17 protein-coding genes and 1 pseudogene are annotated in these 17103 nt (G+C 71.3%); 13 read left to right on the top strand and 5 right to left on the bottom strand.

Going from position 1 to position 17103, the window contains the following annotated elements; genetic code table 11:
- Together bioD and ACWDD7_RS23155 are read left to right on the top strand one after the other, a co-directional pair.
- Complete coding sequence (bioD, locus tag ACWDD7_RS23150; protein WP_450458730.1) at nt 1-729, top strand: dethiobiotin synthase; 729 nt, start codon at nt 1-3, stop codon at nt 727-729.
- Between the two features lie 41 nt (nt 730-770).
- Nucleotides 771-1445, top strand: a complete 675-nt coding sequence (locus ACWDD7_RS23155; RefSeq protein ID WP_450458731.1) for a class I SAM-dependent methyltransferase — start codon at nt 771-773, stop codon at nt 1443-1445.
- Here ACWDD7_RS23155 and ACWDD7_RS23160 read toward each other — a convergent pair whose 3' ends face one another.
- Nucleotides 1446-1784 (bottom strand): fic family toxin-antitoxin system, toxin component, encoded by a 339-nt coding sequence (locus tag ACWDD7_RS23160; protein ID WP_285558882.1) that lies wholly within the window; start codon nt 1782-1784, stop codon nt 1446-1448.
- A gap of 52 nt (nt 1785-1836) precedes the next feature.
- The gene (locus tag ACWDD7_RS23165) at nt 1837-2079 is read right to left on the bottom strand and encodes a toxin-antitoxin system HicB family antitoxin (protein WP_351867553.1); all 243 of its coding nucleotides are present in this window, start codon (nt 2077-2079) and stop codon (nt 1837-1839) included.
- A 232-nt stretch (nt 2080-2311) separates the two neighbouring features.
- Between ACWDD7_RS23165 and ACWDD7_RS23170 the strand changes: the two genes are divergently transcribed.
- From ACWDD7_RS23170 to ACWDD7_RS23200, 7 genes and pseudogenes are all read left to right on the top strand, one after another.
- A complete protein-coding gene (locus ACWDD7_RS23170; RefSeq protein ID WP_392214313.1) occupies nt 2312-3115 on the top strand; it encodes an ABC transporter ATP-binding protein in 804 nt (267 codons plus the stop codon).
- Nucleotides 3116-3119: 4 nt separating this feature from the next.
- Entirely contained in the window at nt 3120-5693 is a 2574-nt protein-coding gene (locus ACWDD7_RS23175) for an ABC transporter permease (protein ID WP_450458732.1), read from the top strand.
- 78 nt (nt 5694-5771) lie between these two features.
- Nucleotides 5772-6656 (top strand): LLM class F420-dependent oxidoreductase, encoded by an 885-nt coding sequence (locus tag ACWDD7_RS23180; protein ID WP_450458733.1) that lies wholly within the window; start codon nt 5772-5774, stop codon nt 6654-6656.
- A 42-nt stretch (nt 6657-6698) separates the two neighbouring features.
- Nucleotides 6699-7136: pseudogene (locus tag ACWDD7_RS23185) on the top strand (GNAT family N-acetyltransferase); the annotation flags it as partial.
- A gap of 163 nt (nt 7137-7299) precedes the next feature.
- Nucleotides 7300-8640 carry a hemolysin family protein gene (locus ACWDD7_RS23190; RefSeq protein ID WP_450458734.1) on the top strand — a complete coding sequence of 447 codons (1341 nt, stop codon included), beginning with the start codon at nt 7300-7302 and terminating at the stop codon, nt 8638-8640.
- On the top strand, nt 8637-9650 hold the full coding sequence (locus ACWDD7_RS23195; protein ID WP_450458736.1) for a hemolysin family protein: 1014 nt from the start codon (nt 8637-8639) through the stop codon (nt 9648-9650). The genes ACWDD7_RS23190 and ACWDD7_RS23195 overlap by 4 nt, the downstream gene beginning before the upstream one ends.
- Before the next feature lie 121 nt (nt 9651-9771).
- The gene (locus tag ACWDD7_RS23200; RefSeq protein WP_450458737.1) at nt 9772-10620 is read left to right on the top strand and encodes an SGNH/GDSL hydrolase family protein; all 849 of its coding nucleotides are present in this window, start codon (nt 9772-9774) and stop codon (nt 10618-10620) included.
- A gap of 214 nt (nt 10621-10834) precedes the next feature.
- Here the strand turns inward: ACWDD7_RS23200 and ACWDD7_RS23205 are convergent, their stop codons facing one another.
- From ACWDD7_RS23205 to ACWDD7_RS23215, 3 genes are read right to left on the bottom strand one after another with little or no spacing between them, the layout of a single operon-like run.
- Nucleotides 10835-11065, bottom strand: a complete 231-nt coding sequence (locus ACWDD7_RS23205; protein ID WP_450458738.1) for a hypothetical protein — start codon at nt 11063-11065, stop codon at nt 10835-10837.
- The gene (locus ACWDD7_RS23210; RefSeq protein ID WP_351878642.1) at nt 11053-11499 is read right to left on the bottom strand and encodes a hypothetical protein; all 447 of its coding nucleotides are present in this window, start codon (nt 11497-11499) and stop codon (nt 11053-11055) included. The genes ACWDD7_RS23205 and ACWDD7_RS23210 overlap by 13 nt, the downstream gene beginning before the upstream one ends.
- A gap of 2 nt (nt 11500-11501) precedes the next feature.
- Nucleotides 11502-11696 (bottom strand): hypothetical protein, encoded by a 195-nt coding sequence (locus ACWDD7_RS23215; protein WP_450458739.1) that lies wholly within the window; start codon nt 11694-11696, stop codon nt 11502-11504.
- Nucleotides 11697-12169: 473 nt separating this feature from the next.
- Here ACWDD7_RS23215 and ACWDD7_RS23220 point away from each other — a divergent pair, with 473 nt between their 5' ends.
- The 4 genes from ACWDD7_RS23220 (at nt 12170) to arfA (ending at nt 17084) form a co-directional block, all read left to right on the top strand.
- On the top strand, nt 12170-13468 hold the full coding sequence (locus tag ACWDD7_RS23220) for an ABC transporter substrate-binding protein (protein WP_450458740.1): 1299 nt from the start codon (nt 12170-12172) through the stop codon (nt 13466-13468).
- An 11-nt stretch (nt 13469-13479) separates the two neighbouring features.
- A complete protein-coding gene (locus ACWDD7_RS23225) occupies nt 13480-14502 on the top strand; it encodes a carbohydrate ABC transporter permease (RefSeq protein WP_450458741.1) in 1023 nt (340 codons plus the stop codon).
- Nucleotides 14502-15395, top strand: a complete 894-nt coding sequence (locus ACWDD7_RS23230; RefSeq protein ID WP_450458742.1) for a carbohydrate ABC transporter permease — start codon at nt 14502-14504, stop codon at nt 15393-15395. Before ACWDD7_RS23225 ends, ACWDD7_RS23230 begins: the two co-directional genes overlap by 1 nt.
- A gap of 132 nt (nt 15396-15527) precedes the next feature.
- A complete protein-coding gene (gene arfA / locus ACWDD7_RS23235; protein ID WP_450458743.1) occupies nt 15528-17084 on the top strand; it encodes an arabinosylfuranosidase ArfA in 1557 nt (518 codons plus the stop codon).
- The last annotated feature ends 19 nt before the right edge of the window (nt 17085-17103 follow it).

Consider the following 17103-nt stretch of genomic DNA (forward strand, 5'->3'; position numbering starts at 1 on the left):
ATGCCGGTACTGGTGATCACGGGGACGGGCACGGAGGTCGGCAAGACCGTCACCACGGCCGCCGTCGCCGCGGCGGCGCTCGCGGCCGGGCGTTCGGTGGCCGTGCTCAAGGCCGCCCAGACGGGGGTACGGCCGGACGAGCGCGGGGACGCGGACGAGGTGGCGCGGCTCGCGGGCGGCGTCACGGCGGACGAGCTCGCCCGCTATCCCGAGCCGTTGGCCCCGGGTACGGCGGCGCGGCGGGCCGGCATGGCGCCGGTGCATCCGCAGGAGGTGGCCGAGCGGGCCGCCAAGCTGGCCACCGACCACGATCTGGTGCTGGTCGAGGGGGCGGGCGGGCTGCTCGTACGGTTCGACGCGGCGGGCGGCACGCTGGCGGACGCGGCGCGGCTGCTGGGTGCGCCGGTGCTGATCGTGGCGCAGGCGGGCCTCGGCACGCTGAACGCCACGGAGCTGACGGCACGCGAGTTGCGCCGCCGCGGCCTGGAGCCGTTCGGCGTGGTGATCGGCAGCTGGCCCACCGCCCCCGACCTGGCCACCCGCTGCAACCTCTCCGACCTCCCCGAGGTCTCCGCCACGCCCCTCCTGGGCGCCCTCCCGGCGGGCGCGGGCGCCCTGCCGCCGGCCGGCTTCAGGGCGTCGGCCCCCGGTTGGCTGTCCCCGCGTCTGGACGGAACGTGGGACGCGGAGGCGTTCAGGGCGCGGGAAGGGGCTTGGCAGGGGACCTGAGGGCACACTTCTCCCAGGCCCGAGATGTCAGGGAGGTCGGTGTGCGGCTGAGGTCCGAGGCGGCGGGGCGGGGCCCCGTGCGGCATCCGGTGTTCGCGCGGTACTACGCGCGATGCAGTGTCGGGGCGGAGACACGGCTCGGCCTCGCCGGGGTGCGGGGGCGGCTGCTCGCCGGGCTGACTGGCCGTGTCATCGAGGTCGGCGCGGGGAACGGGCTGAACTTCGCCCGCTATCCCGCCACCGTCACGGAGGTCGTCGCCATCGAACCGGAGCCGCTGCTCGGGCGGCTGGCGCTGGAGGCGGCGCGGCACGCGTCGGTGCCCGTCGACGTCGTGCCCGGCACGGCGGAGGCGCTGCCCGTCGAGAGCGGGGCGTTCGACGCGGTCGTGCTGTCCCTGGTGCTGTGCAGCGTGCACGACGTGGCGCGGGCACTGGGCGAGGTGCGGCGGGTGCTCCGGCCGGGCGGGCAGGTGCGGTTCTTCGAGCACGGCCGGGGCGGGGGCCGGGCGATGAGGCTGACCCAGCACACCCTCGACCGCACGGTGTGGCCCGCGCTCGCCGGGGGCTGCCATCTGGCCCGGGACCCGGTGGCCGCGCTGCGCTCCGCCGGCCTCGAACTCGGGCCGTACCGCACCCTGTCGCTGCCCGAGCACGGGCCGAGGCTGCCCGCCTCGTACTGCGTGCTCGGGACCGCCTGGCGCCCGGACGGCGGCTGATCACAGGCTCCAGCGGCGCAGCTCACGGGCGATGTCGTCCACGCTCGCCGCGCCGTCCTTCACCAGCCGGGCGAGATCGCGCACCTGCTCCGGCGTGGTGACGACCTTCGCGCCGCTGGCGATCAGATAGGCGTAGGCGACGGCGGAGGCGAACAGCGCGTTGGAGCGCTCCAGCGCCGGCACGTGGATGAGCAGCTGGAGGAGGGCGGCGGCGCGCGCGTACGGCGTCTCGTACACCGGTACGCCGAATATCTCCGCCCGGTGCCGGGCGACGGCGGCGATCAGCGCGCCCCAGTCGGTGACCTGCGGGTCCCCGGGCGTCTTCTGTTCGGCGAGCATGAGCAGCCAGGCGAGGTCGATGCTCAGCCCGTTCGGGGAATCGCTCAAGGGATCAGCTGCGTCCTTCGCGCGGCGCGGTGCCGCGCGACTCGGAGAACTCCTCGGCGAACACGGACTCGTACTGCTTCATGAAGTCGGCGGCGGCCTCCACGAACGTGCGGCCGGCCTCGCCGGTGTCCTGTCTGACCAGTTCCTCGATGTAGCGGTTGACGCTCATCCCGCGGGCCAGCGCGCGCTCCCGCGCCGCGCGGGCTGTGCCCTCGTCCACGCGCACGTTCAGCTGGGTCTTCGCCATGTCTCGACGCTAGCGTCAGGGTGCTAGCAGGGGCAAGCGGCGGCGGGGGCACAAGGGGGCGCACGGGCGCGTCCGGCCAGGGCTCGCCGGAGCGTCGTCCGCGCCGCGCCGAAGGGTTTGCGCAGGTCTCTCGACCGGCCCGCACCCTTCGGCGCGGCCCCCGATTCCCCCTGTGCCCCCGGCCACACTAGGCTCACCCGGGACAGCTCGAACCGGTGACCGGGAGGCGGTCTTGTCCACATCCGCTGCCGCACGGCACGTCCCCGGCCGCGTGCCGGGCGAGGGGACCGCGGCCCGCGCCCGCGGGCTGACCAAGGCCTACGGCGCGGGCGAGACCGCCGTGCTCGCGCTGGACTCGGTGGACGTGGACATCGCGCGGGGCCGGTTCACCGCCGTGATGGGGCCCTCGGGGTCCGGCAAGTCCACGCTGATGCACTGCCTGGCCGGGCTCGACACCGTGTCGGCCGGGCAGGTGTGGCTGGGCGAAACCGAGATCACGGGGCTTCGGGAGCGGGAGCTGACCCGGCTGCGGCGGGACCGGATCGGGTTCATGTTCCAGTCGTTCAACCTCATCCCGACGCTGACCGCCGCCGAGAACATCACCCTGCCGATGGACATCGCGGGCCGTGAACCCGATCAGGCGTGGCTCGATCAGGTGATCGACACCCTCGGGCTGCGCGCGAGGCTCGCGCACCGGCCCAGCCAGTTGTCCGGCGGCCAGCAGCAGCGCGTGGCGTGCGCGCGGGCGCTGGCCTCCCGGCCCGAGCTGATCTTCGCCGACGAACCGACCGGAAACCTCGACTCGCGGGCCGGTCTGGAGGTGCTGGGCTTTCTGCGCGGCGCGGTGGACGACCTGGGGCAGACCGTCGTCATGGTCACCCACGACCCCGGCGCCGCCGCCCACTCCGACCTGGTGCTCTTCCTCGCCGACGGGCGGATCGTGGACGAGCTGGCCCGGCCGACGGCGGAGCGGGTGCTGGAGCGGATGAAGCGGTTCGACGGCGCCCGCGGCACGGGCGCCGCACAGGAGGAGTGACCCGGTGCTCAAGGCGACCCTGAGGAGCTTCCTCGCGCACAAGGGGCGGCTCGCGCTGTCGGCGCTGGCCGTGGTCCTGTCCGTGGCGTTCGTCGCGGGCAGCCTGATCTTCTCCGACACCGTCACCCGTACGTTCGACCGGCTGTTCGCCTCCACCGCCGCCGATGTGAGCGTGCAGCCGAAGCGGGACCTTATGTCGGCGCGGGCGAGCGGCGCGGTGGGGGCCCTGCCCGCCGCGCTGCGCGAGAAGGTGGCGCGGGCCGACGGGGTGGCGGCGGCGCGCGCCGAGGTGCAGGTGCAGAACATCGTGGTGGTCGACCACCGCAACCGCTCCATCAGCCCGACCAACGGCGCGCCCACCCTCGCCGGCTCCTGGTACCCGACCCGGCACAGCCCGGTGGAGCTGACCTCCGGGCACGCCCCGCGCGGTCCCGGCGAGGCGCTGCTCGACGCCGACACGGCCGGCAAGAGGCACGTACGGATCGGCGACACGCTGACCGTGCAGGCGCAGCCCGGAACCTTCCCGGTGCGGGTCGTCGGGATCGCCACGTTCACCACGACCAACCCGGGCGAGGCGCTGCTCTTCCTGGACCCGGCGGTGGCCGGGCGCCGGCTCCTCGGTTCGGACGCGCGGGCCACCGGCATCTCGGTGGACGCGGCCCCGGGCGTCTCCGACGCGCAGCTCAAGCACCGGGTCGTCGCGGCGCTCGGCGCGGACGCGGCCGCCTACGACGTGAGGACCGCGAACGAGCAGGCCAAGTCGGCGGCGGCGAGCCTCGGCACGTTCCTGGACGTCGTCAAGTACGTCATGCTGGGCTTCGCCGGGGTCGCGCTCCTGGTCGGCGTCTTCCTGATCGTCAACACCTTCTCCATGCTGATCGCCCAGCGCACCCGGGAGCTGGGCCTGCTGCGCGCGCTGGGCGCCGACCGGACGCAGGTACGGCGCTCGGTGCTGACGGAGGCACTGCTGCTGGGCCTGGTCGGCTCGACGCTCGGCCTCGCGGCCGGGATCGGACTGGCGTACGGGCTGATCGGTCTGATGCGGACGTTCGGGATGGACCTGAACGCCGCGCAGATGGTGATCGGCTGGGGCACGCCCGTCGCCGCGTACCTCGTCGGGCTCGGTGTGACCTTCGTGGCCGCCTATCTGCCCGCCCGGCGCGCGGCGGCCGTCTCCCCCATGGCGGCTCTCGCGGACGCCGAGGTCGCCGGTGTGGGCAAGCCACTGCGGGCGCGGGCGATCGCCGGCGCGGCGGTCGGGGCGGTGGGCGCGGCGGCGTTGGCCGGGTGCGCGGCGGCCACGAGGACCGGGCCCGCCGCCGTACTGCTGGGCGTCGGTGTGGCGCTGACGCTGATCGCGACCGTGGTCGCCGGGCCACTGCTGGTGCGGCCGGTGATCCGGGTGCTGGGCGCGGGCTTCCCCGCGCTGTTCGGTCCGGTCGGCCGGATGAGCCAGCGCAACGCCCTGCGCAACCCCCGCCGTACCGGCGCCACGGCCGCCGCGCTGATGGTGGGCCTGGCCCTGGTGGGCGGGATGTCGGTGGCGAGCGCGTCCATGTCGGCGTCGTTCGACCAGCAGATCGACCGGCGCCTCGGCGCGGACTTCACGGTCCAGAACGCCAACTTCACCCCGTTCACCCGGCAGATCGCCGTCCGCGTGGCCGCGACCAGGGGGGCCGGGCTCGTCGTGGCGCAGCGGCTGACGCGGATCGAGGTACGGCTGCCCGACGGCGCCCGGGTCGAGACGGGCGCCGCCGGGTACGGCCCGGGACTTGACGACGTCGTGCACCTCTCCTACGCGAAGGGCGGCTCGGCGGCCGCGCTGGCCGACGGGCATCTCGCCCTGGACGCGAGCTTCGCCGAGGACCACGGGGTGCGGCTCGGCAGCGTGCTCCCGGTGCGGTTCCCGGGGGGCCGCCGGGCCGAGCTGCGGGTCGGCGCGCTCACCGAGCAGTCCACGACCGACGGCTTCGGCAACCAGGGCGGCGTCTTCTTCGGCCTCGGCACGCTGGAGCGGTACGCGCCCGGCGGGCAGGACTCCGTGCTGTACGTGAACGCCGCTCCCGGCACGAAGCCGCAGGACCTGCGCCCCCGGCTGGAGCAGGCGCTCAAGCCGTTCCCGCAGGTCCAGGTGCGCGACCAGAGCGACTACAAGCAGCTGGTGCACGACCAGATCAGTGTGCTGCTGTACCTGGTGTACGCCCTGCTGGGCCTGGCGATCGTCATCGCGGTGCTCGGTGTGGTCAACACCCTTGCCCTGTCGGTGGTGGAGCGCACCCGGGAGATCGGACTGCTGCGCGCGATCGGGCTGGGGCGGCGGCAGTTGCGGCGGATGATCCGGCTGGAGTCCGTGGTGATCGCGGTGTTCGGCGCCGTGCTCGGGCTCGTCCTCGGCCTGGTGTGGGGCGTGTGCATGCAACAGGTACTGGCGCTGCGCGGGTTGACGGCGTTCGCGATCCCCTGGGGCACCGTCGTGGCGGTGTTGATCGGCTCCGCGGTGGTGGGTGTCGTAGCCGCCCTGCTGCCGGCGCTGCGGGCGTCGCGCATGAACGTGCTGGCGGCGATTGCCCACGAGTGACGGCCCACGCGCACGCCGGAACGGATGTGATGCAATGTCAGCCGAGGGGGAGAATTCGCTTCAGGTCGAGGAGACTTCATGCCGCGCCCGTTCCGCTTCGGGGTCAACATGCTCACGCCCGCGTCCGCGGCCGAGTGGCGCGCGAAGTGCCGTCGCGCCGAGGAGCTGGGCTACGACGTGATCCTCGTCCCCGACCATCTCGGCTGGGTGGCGCCCTTCCCCGCGCTGGTCGCGGCGGCGCAGGCGACCGAGCGGGTCCGGGTCGGCACGCTCGTGCTCAACGCGGGTTTCCACAACCCGACGCTGCTGGCCCGGGAGGTGGCGACCACGGACGCGCTCACCGGCGGGCGCCTCGAACTCGGCCTCGGCACCGGCTATGTGCAGGAGGAACACGAGGCGGCCGGGCTGCCCTTCGGCTCCCCGGGGGAGCGGGTGGACCATCTGCGGCGCACCGTCGAGGAGTTGAACCGGCTGCTCGGCTCCCCGGAGTACCAGCCGCGCCCGGAGCAGGACCGGGTGCCGCTGCTGATCGGCGGCAACGGCGACCGGATGCTGCGGCTGACCGCCGAGCACGCCGACATCGCCGCCTTCCCGGGCGCCCGGACGGGAAACACGGGGTCGCTCCAACCGCTCACCGCCGATGAGCTGGACGAACGGGTAGGACGCTACCGGGAGTTGGCGAGTGGCCGGGCGGAGCCCGCCGAGCTGAGCCTGCTGATCCAGCAGGTCGCCGTCACCGACGACCCCGAGTCGGCGCTGAAGCCGGTGCTGGAGCGGCGGCCGGACCTGACCCTGGAGACCATGCTGGAGCTGCCCGTCATGCTGGTGGGTCCGCTGGAGGACGTCGTGGCGAGGGTCAGGGCGCAGCGCGAGCGGTACGGATTCACCAACCTGACCGTCCTGGAGCCCCAGATGGAGGCGTTCGCGCCGGTGATCGAGCGGCTGCGCGCCGAGTCCGCATGATGGAAACCCCGGCGCGCGGGGCACGGCCGCGATCAAGGTGGCGGCATGGACGAGTTGCGCATACGCCCCGCCGCCCCCGCTGACCTCGACGCCGTGCTCGCGTTCTGGCGGACGGCCGCCGAGGGTACGAGCATCAGCGACGACCGCGCCGGCGTGGAGCACCTGCTGGCGCGCGACCCGGAGGCGCTGGTCCTGGCCGAGCGGGACGGCGAGCTGGTCGGCACCGTGATCGCGGGCTTCGACGGCTGGCGCTGCCATCTCTACCGGCTCGCGGTGGCTCCCCAGCGGCGGCGGCAGGGCATCGCGACGGCCCTGCTGGCCGCCGCCGAGGAGCGCTTCGTGCGCCTCGGCGGACGGCGCGCCGACGCGATGGTGCTGGTGCGCAACGAGCGGGCGCGGCACGCGTGGAGCGCCGCCGGGTACGGGCCCCAGGAGCAGTGGCGGCGCTGGGTCAAGCCGCTCACCGACCTGGTCGGCTGAGTTGTCCACAGGGCCCGGGGGTTGCTTTGCCCATCCTTTACCCTGGAGGGAGCACTCGGTTCTCTGTGAAAGGTAGTGAGCGTCCGCCCATGGGCGAGCCCCCCGGCCCGCGACACCGCGCGTCCCGTCGTCCCCTGTCCGATCATGGGACGGGGGTGACCCGATGACCGAAGTGCTGCTCCTTCTGGTGGCGATCCTGCTGTCACTGGCCTGCGGCGCGTTCGTGGCGGCGGAGTTCTCGCTGACCACGGTCGAGCGCGGCGAGCTGGAGCGGGCCGCCCGGCGCGGCGAGCGCGGCGCCGCGGGCGCCCTGAAGGCCGTACGGAACCTGACCTTCCAGCTTTCCGGCGCCCAGCTCGGCATCACCGTCACCAACCTGGTCGTCGGTATGCTCGCCGAACCCTCGATCGCCGGGCTGCTCGCCGGGCCGTTCCGGGCCCTGGGGCTGTCGGGCGGCGCGGCGCATTCGGCCGCGTTGGTGCTCGGCACCGCGCTGTCCACGGTGTTCCTGATGGTCGTCGGCGAGCTGGTGCCCAAGAACTGGGCGATCTCCTCGCCGCTGGCCGTGGCCAAGAAGGTGGGCACCCCGCAGCGCTTGTTCAGCGCCGCCTTCCGGCCCTTCATCGCCCAGCTGAACAACACGGCCAACCATGTCGTGCGCCGGCTCGGCTTCGAGCCCGCCGAGGAGCTGGCCTCCGCGCGCGGACCGCAGGAGCTGGCCGCGCTCGCCCGGCACTCCGCCAAGGAGGGCGCGCTGGAGGCGGACACCGCCGAGCTGTTCGTGCGGACGCTGAACCTGGCCGACCTGACGGCGGAGAACGTGATGACCCCGCGCGTCCAGGTCATCGCCCTGGACGAGCAGGCGACCTGCGAGGACGTGGCCAACGCGACCCGGGCGACGGGCCTGTCCCGCTTCCCGGTCTACCGGGGCGGCCTGGACTCGGTCGTCGGCACCGTCCACATCAAGGACGTCCTGGCGGTGCCCGCCGAGCACCGGCGCCACCGCCGCGTCTCGCACCTGATGCGGGAGCCGCTGCTGGTGCCCGAGTCCCTCACCGTCGACCGGCTCCTCGACCGGCTGTCCGGCCTCCGGACCATGGCCGTCGTCATAGACGAGTACGGCGGCACGGCGGGCGTGGCGACCCTGGAGGACATCGTGGAGGAGGTCGTCGGCGAGGTGCGTGACGAGCACGACCCGCACGAGACGCCCGACCTCGCCCCGGCCGGTGCGGACGAGAGCGGCCGGGCCCTGTACTCGGCCGACGGCGCCGCCCGCACCGACCAGCTCGCGCGCGTCGGACTGCGGGTGCCCGACGGACCGTACGAGACCCTGGCCGGGCTGGTCGCGACCGAGCTGGGCCGGATACCCGAGGTGGGCGACCGGGTCGAGATCGCGGGCTGGCGCCTGGACGTGGTGGACGCCTCGGGCCACCGCGCCGCCCGGGTGCTGCTGCACGCGCCCCTGGACGACGAGCGCGACGAGACGACGGAGGGAGCGCGATGACCGCCGTACAGCTTCTCATCGGTCTGGCCACCCTCGTGGTCAACGCCTTCTTCGTGGCCGGTGAGTTCGCGCTGATCTCGGTGCGCCGCTCGCAGATCGAGCCGCTCGCGCAGGACGGCGACCGGCGGGCGAAGAGCGCGCTGTGGGGCCTGGAGCACGTCTCCGCGCTGCTGGCCACCGCCCAGCTCGGCATCACGCTGTGCACGCTGGTCCTCGGTGTGGTCGCCGAGCCCGCCATCGCGCATCTGCTGGAGCCGGTGTTCCACGCCGTGGGCGTGCCGCTGGGCGTGGGCCATGTGGTGTCGTTCGTGATCGCGCTGACCCTCGCGACGTATCTGCACATGCTGCTGGGCGAGATGGTGCCCAAGAACATCTCGCTCGCGGAGCCGGTGCGCGCGGCGCTGCTGCTCGGACCGCCGCTGGTCGCGCTGTCCCGGGCGTTGCGCCCGGTGATCTTCACGGTGAACGCCTTCGCCAACGGGCTGCTGAAGCTGCTGCGGGTGGAGGCCAGGAACGAGGTCACGGCGACCTTCACGGACACCCAGCTCGCCGAGATCGTCAAGGACGCGAGCGAGGCGGGCCTGATCGACGACCGGGCGCAGGAGCGGCTGCACGACGCCCTGGAGCTGGGCAGCCGTCCGGTGCAGGACGTGGTGGTGCCGTTGGAGCGGGTGGTGTACGCGCGGGTGGGCGTGACCCCCGAGCAGTTGGAGCGGCTGTCGGCGGAGTCGGGGTTCTCGCGGTTCCCGGTGGTCGACGAGGCCCGCAGGATCGTGGGGTATCTGCACGTCAAGGACGCGTTGGACGCCGCCCCGCGGCAGGCGCCGTTCGAGCTGCGGGACATGCGGCCCATCGCGCGGGTGCGGGCGGGCACGCCGCTGGACGACGTGCTCACGGCGATGCGGGGCAGCCGCACCCATGTGGCCGCCGTGCTGGGCGAGGACGGGCGGCTGGCGGGGCTCGTGACCATGGAGGACGTGCTGCGGGAGCTGTTCGGGCAGCCGGCCTGAGCACGCGTGCTCTCGGGATTCCTCCGGTTCCCCGAGATTTCCCGGGTTTTCCCGCGCTTCCCCCCGGTTCTCCACACCGACCGACCGACGGGTATGGAGCCGGGATACCATCGCTGTCGCCATGCAGACGAATCCCACTTCCCCCCCGTACACCAGCCTGGTCGCGGTCGGCGACTCCTTCACCGAGGGCATGTCGGACCGGCTGCCCGACGGCTCCTACCGGGGCTGGGCGGACGTGCTTGCCGCGCGGATGGCGGCGAGCGCCCCTGGCTTCCGATACGCCAATCTCGCCGTGCGCGGCAAGCTGATCGGGCAGATCGTCGACGAGCAGATCGACCTGGCGGCGGCCATGAACGCCGACGTGGTGACCCTGGTCGGCGGCCTCAACGACACTCTGCGGCCCAAGTGCGACATGGGCCGGGTGCGCGGGCTGCTGACCGAGGCGGTCGAGCGGCTGGCCCCCTCCTGCAAGCACCTGGTGCTGATGCGCAGCCCCGGCCGCCGGGGCCCGGTCCTGGAGCGCTTCCGGCCGCGCATGGAGGAGCTGTTCGCCATGGTGGACGAGCTGGCCGCCCGGCACGGCGCGCTGGTGGTCGACCTCTACGGCGCCCCCGCCCTCGGCGACCCCCGGCTGTGGGACGTGGACCGGCTGCATCTGACGGCCGAGGGGCACCGCCGGGTGGCCGAGGCGGTCTGGCAGACGCTCGGCTACGAGCCCGAGGACACCGAGTGGCGGGTACCGATGCCGGCCACCGCGCCGCCGGCCTGGCTGGACCGCCGGGTGGCGGACGTCCGGTTCGCCCGGCAGCACCTGCTGCCCTGGATAGGCAGGCGGCTGACCGGCCGGTCCTCCGGGGACGGCCGGACGGGCGCCCAGGTCAGCGCTGAGCTGGGCAAAGCCTTCTGGGTCACCCCTGCGGACCACACAAACCCCGGCCCTGTGACGGACTGGCGACAAGTGGAGCCCTGACCCGGAGCCCCGCCCGGCTCCCCTGCCCCGGTGCTCATGGTGTCTCTGGCACCGAGGTCCTGGCCGGGCTGGAGACGGGCGGCGTCCCCGGTGGTGACCGCGCTCGCCGTGCACGAGGCGCTGTGCGTGATCGACCGGGAGCAAGGCGGTGCCGATGCCCTCGCGGCCGAGGGCATCTCGCTTTCATCGCTCCTGAACGGCAGCGGACCGGCGGTCACTCCGTCGCGTGCGTCTCGGTGACGGCGACGCGGGTGGAGGACTCGTCGACGATGCCCTTGTCCTCGGTGAAGGCGGCGACGAGGGACCGCCAGGCGATGTTGCTGACCGAGCGGGGCAGACCGCGGGGCGATCTCGTTCCCCACGGCCGGTCTCGGCAGCTGGCGCCCGCACCTGGCGCGACGGGCCGGGCCGGCGGCTCGTATGTCCAGCCGCTCAGGTCTGGCACTGCGCCGTTCCGGCGGTGGACCAGCCGCTCCAGCCACTCCCGGCGGCACGGGCGTGTACGCGGATCTCGACCCTCACGGGGCCGCACACCCGGGTCGAGCTTCCCACCTCCGTGGGCCCGACGGTCTCACCCGCCGGGAGATAGGTGCGACCGCTGCCCAACTTCACCCAGTGACCACCGGAGACGACACGGAAGAACGCCTCATAGGAGACGTTCGCCGCCCTTGGCCCCGTGTTGCGCAGCTTGACGTGCGCCGTGATCTCCCGGGTGTAGATCTTGCCCTCCTTTCCGCGTTGGGCGCTGATGCAGCCGTTGACGGCGACCCGGCCGGTCGACACACCACCGCCGCAGGCGACTGCCGCGGCGTGAGCGTTCGCCGGAACGGTCAGCATGGCGAGCGCCGCCACACCCAGGACCGTCCCTGTCTGCCTCATCTTCACGACTCTGCTCCCTTCGAGCCTGATTGCCCCGAAAGAACCATGACGTGTCGGGACGTCAGCGGCAGCAGCTCGTCGAGTTCTTCACTCCAACGGAAGCGGACGAGGCCCTCCGGTCGAGTCGCGCACGCCACGGTGTCCGGCTGGGCCGCAGCGATCCCGTCGGCGCCGGCGCCGACGGTCACGATCGACATCTGAACTCCCCATGTCGGGGACGTGGCTTCGAGACAGAACCACCTGCTGTCAAGGGCCTCACGTCTTCGTCGGGAGCTTGCCGGCCACGCCTCGCGGCGGTGGGGCACAAGGCGTGCCACACGGCCTCAAGTTTCGATGAACTTTCGAAAACTATTCGTTGACTGCCGCTCTGAGCGGAGCGCATACTCTCGATCGACCCGAACCTCCCCGTAACGGAAACGACTCCGTACGGTTACGCCCGTCCACCTGGCACGTCCACACGAACATGCCTGGAGCCGGGAAGTACGAGCGGCAGTGATCGTCGCGGACGCGTGTGCGCGTGTCCAAGTCTCACTGCCGCCGCGGCCCGCCGACCTGCCGCTCGAACACCCAGATCAGCGCACATGCAGGGTTTTCGACGGTCAACAGGACCATTAGTTTGCGCAAATTTTCGCAGTATTGTGTCTATGACGAGAGGTCAGGAAGTCCCCGGATGACGAGGAACACACGCGGCGCGACGGCTGTCGCGATCGGCTTGGGCATCGCACTGGCGGCCACCGGCTGCGCCGGCGGCGGCGACACCGGCAGCGACGGTGGTTCGTCCGGCGGCAAGGTCACGTTGACCGTCTGGGAGAACGCACAGCCTGGGCCCGGTGAGGAGTACTGGAAGGCCGCCGCGAAGGAGTACCACTCGCTGCATCCGAACGTCACGATCAAGATCCAGGCGATCCAGAACGAGGACTTCGACGGCAAGTTGCAGACCGCGCTCAACTCGGGCTCGGCGCCGGACATCTTCCTGCAGCGCGGTGGCGGCAAGATGCAGGCCATGGTCGACGCCGGCCAGGTCCAGGCACTGAGCCTCACCGCCACCGACAAGGCCGACGCGGGCGCGGCGGCTGTCGCCGGCTATTCGATCGACGGCAAGGTCTACGCCATGCCCGTCGACACGCAGCCCGAGGGCATCTACTACAGCAAGGACCTGTTCGGGAAGGCCGGCATCACCGCGCCGCCGACGACGATGGACGAGCTTGAGGCCGATGTCGCGAAGCTGAAGAAGACCGGCGTCGCGCCGATCGCGGTCGGAGCCAAGGACGCCTGGCCGGCCGCGCACTGGTACTACAACTTCGCTCTGCGCGAGTGCAGCCAGGACACCATGACGAAGGCCGGCAAGGAGCTCAAGTTCACCGATCCGTGCTGGACCAAGGCCGGCGAGGACCTGGCGTCCTTCCTCAAGGTCGACCCCTTCCAGAAGGGTTTCCTGACGACCTCGTCGCAGCAGGGTGCCGGGTCGTCGGCCGGCATGGTCGCGAACCACAAGGCGGCCATGGAGCTGATGGGCAACTGGCAGCCGGGCGTGTTCGCCAGCCTGACCCCGGACAAGAAACAGCTTCCCGACCTGGGCTGGTTCCCCTTCCCCGCCGTGGCCGGCGGCCAGGGCAGTCCGACGGCCATCATGGGTGGTCTCGACGGATACTCGCTGTCCAGGAACGCGCCGAAGGAAGCCCTCGGCTTCCTTCGGTTCCTTGTGACGAAGGATCAGCAGAAGGCCTACGCCAAGGCCTTCTACACGATCCCGGTGAACAAGGACGCCCAGGAGGTCGTCACCGACTCCTACAACGTCTCGGCGCTGCGGGCCTTCAACAAGGCCGCCTACTCCATGCAGTTCCTCGACACCATGTACGGCCAGAACGTCGGCAACGCCATGAACACCGCCGTCGTGAACCTGCTGGCCGGCAAGGGCACCGCCGCGGACATCGCCAAGGACACCGACGCCGCCGCCGCGAAGGGCTGAGTAAGCAGACCATGAGCAAGACCCTGGGTACTGACACGGCCACCGGCCGCCGGTCGCAGGGCACGCTCGGAGCCGGGGACACGGCCGCATCCGCGTCCCCGGCTTCGCTGCGAGCGGCCGCGCGCCGCCGCGGCCGTGCCAAGAAGCGGCTTGAGATCGCGGTCCTGTCCGGACCGGCGATTATCATGTTCCTGACATTCGTGATCTTCCCGGTGGCACTCGCCGCGTTCTACGGCTTCTACCGGTGGAAGGGCTACGGGGCGCCCACCGACTGGGTCGGCCTGGACAACTACAAGCTGATCCTCACCGACCCGGCGTTCCAGGAAGTCCTCCAGCACAACTTCCTGATCCTGGTGCTCTCCCTGGTCATCCAGGGCCCGCTGGCGATCGCCCTCGCGCTCCTGCTCAACCAGAAGATCCGCGGCCGCTCGGTCATCCGCGTCCTGATCTTCGTGCCCTACGTGGTCTCCGAGGTCATCGTCGGAATCGGCTGGAGTCTGATGCTCCAGACCAACGGCGCCGTCAACGACCTCCTGGAGCACATCGGCCTGGGCTCGCTGGAGGCGGACTGGCTCTCCGACCCGAAGCTGGCCATCTGGACGCTGATGGGCATCATCTCCTGGAAGTACATCGGCTTCGCGGTGATTCTGATGCTCGCCGGCCTTCAGTCGATACCCGACGAGCTCTTCGAGGCCGCCCAGATCGACGGCGCCTCCTACTGGCAGATCCAGCGCCGCATCACGCTGCCGCTGCTGGGGCCGACGATCCGTATCTGGGCGTTCTTGTCGATCATCGGCTCGCTGCAGTTGTTCGATCTCGTCTACATCATCTGGGGCCCGTACATCTCGGCCACCGCGGGCACCTCAAGCATGGCGATCTACATGGTCGCCCAGGGCCGCAATGCGGGCAACTTCGGCTACGGCAGCGCCATCGCGGTCGTGATGTTCCTCGTCTCGCTCCTCGTCGCGCTCGTCTACCAGCGCTTCGTCCTGCGCCGCGACCTCCGGGGCGCCGTCACCGAAGGAGCCGCCTGATGAGCGCGACGACCGCCGACTCCTGGTCTTCCTCCGCCACCCGGCCGAACGCACCCACCGACCGTCGCGACAAGCCGCAGAAGTGGGGCAGTCCCCTCACCTACTTCATCGCGCTGCTCTTCATCGGGGTCTGCGTCGCACCCGTGCTCTACATCGTGCTCGGCGGGTTCCGGACCAACGCGCAGATCACCACGGATCCGGCCGCCCTGCCGCACCCCTGGGTCCTCACCAACTACGCCGACATCCTGGCGTCGAGGAGGTTCTGGGGCGAATTCGCCAACTCCGTCATCGTCGCCCTCGTGAGCACCCTCGGCATCGTCGTCCTCGGCCTGATGGTCAGCTTCGTGATCGCGCGCTACGACTTCAGGCTCAAGGGCGCGATGTACTCACTGTTCGCCGCCGGCCTGATGTTCCCGATGGTCATCGCGATCACCCCGCTGTACATCGTCATCAAGAACATCGGCCTCGTCGACAACCTGTTCGGCATCATCGTCCCGCAGATCGCCTTCGGCCTCCCGACGACCGTCATCATCCTGGTGCCGTTCCTGCGAGCCATTCCCCACGAGATCGAGGAGGCCGCCGCGATCGACGGAACGAGCCGACTCGGGTTCTTCTTCCGCATGGTGGTCCCGCTGTCCCTGCCCGGCGTGGTGACCGTCGGTGTCCTCGCGTTCATCGGCAGCTGGAACAACTACGTCCTGCCCCTGTACATCCTCAACTCGGACGCGAACTACACCCTGCCGCTCGGCGTCCAGGCGTTCTCCTCACAGTACTCCCAGGACACCGCGAAGGTTCTCGCGTTCACCTCCCTGGCCATGCTGCCCGCGCTCGTCTTCTTCTCGATCTTCGAAAAGCGGATCGTCGGCGGGCTCACCGGCGCTGTGAAGGGCTGAAACCGGCACCGGGACCGCATCGACCGTCTCACGCCCGCCCCTGCCGTGCCTCCGGCAGGGGCAGGCCGCTGACGGGTGGCACCGCTTTGGCCGCGGCACGTCCCGCGCCACCCCTTGGAAAGGATCCCCACCTTGCCCCGCGCCCACATCGAGCTCGACCAGCTGGCCGTCATCGCTCCTGTCCGACGCCGCACCTTCGGCTCGTTCGTCGAGCACCTCGGCCGTTGCGTGTACACGGGGCTCTACGAGCCGGAGCACCCCAGCGCGAACGACGACGGGTTCCGCATGGACGTCGTCGGACTCGTCAGGGAGCTCGGCAGCACGACCATCCGCTACCCGGGTGGCAACTTCGTCTCCGGCTTCCGCTGGGAGGACTCGATCGGCCCGCGCGAGAAGCGTCCGGTGCGCCGGGACCTCGCCTGGCACTCGCTCGAATCGAACCAGGTCGGGCTCGACGAGTTCGCCAAGTGGCTCAAGCTCACCGACTCCGAGCTGATGCTGGCGGTCAACGTCGCCACGCGGGGCATCCTGCCCGCCCTGGACCTGCTTGAGTACGCCAACCACCCGTCCGGCACGGCGCTGTCCGACCTGCGCGTCGCCAACGGCACACCGGAGCCGCACAACGTGCGCATGTGGTGCCTCGGCAACGAGATGGACGGGCCGTGGCAGACCGGCTTCATGACGGCGGACGACTACGGCAAGATCGCCGCCCGCACCGCCGCCGCGATGAAGATGGCCGACAAGGACCTCGAACTCGTCGTCTGCGGCTCCTCCGGGTCCGACATGCCGACATTCGGCGACTGGGAACGGACGGTGCTGGAGCACAGTTACGACCATGTCGACTACGTCTCGTGCCATGCGTACTACCAGGAGCACGACGGCGACCTCGGCTCCTTCCTCGCCTCGGCGACGGACATGGACTACTTCATCGACACCGTCGTCGCGACCGCCGACCACGTGGGGAACAAGAGACGCTCGAACAAGAAGATCAACATCTCGTTCGACGAGTGGAACGTCTGGTACCTCAAGGAGCATCAGGAGTCCCAGGAGGCCGACGACGAATGGCGCCACGCCCCTCGGCGACTTGAGGACGTGTACACGGTGGCGGACGCCGTCGTCGTCGGCAACCTCCTGATGACGCTCCTCAAGCGCAGCGACCGCGTCACCTCGGCATCGCTCGCGCAGCTCGTCAACGTGATCGCGCCGATCATGACCGAGCCCGGCGGCCCGGCCTGGCGGCAGACGACCTTCTATCCCTTCTCGATCACGAGCCGGCTCGCTTCCGGCGAGGTGATCCGGCCCGTGATCGAGGCGCCGACGTACAGGACTGCGCGCCATGGCGAGACATCCGTCATCGACGCCGTCGCGACCGTCGACGAGGACCGGGCGGCGGTCTTCCTCGTCAACCGCGACCTCCAGGAGGCCGCGCAGGTGACGATCGGCGTACGCGGCCTCGGGTCGTCGCGCGTCGGCGAGGCGGTCACGCTCGCCGACTCCGACGTGTACGCGAAGAACACGCTCGCCGAGCAGCGACGGGTGACCCCGTCCGCGAACAAGAGCGCGACACTCGCCGACGGTGTGCTCACGATCGAGCTGCCACCGGTGTCGTGGACGGCGATCGCCCTCCACCGAGCGACGACACGAGGCGGACGGCGACACGAAGCAGACCCGGCGCCGCGCTCGGCCTGAACCCGCCGAGGCGCTCGAC

Source organism: Streptomyces sp. NPDC001056, from assembly GCF_053598955.1.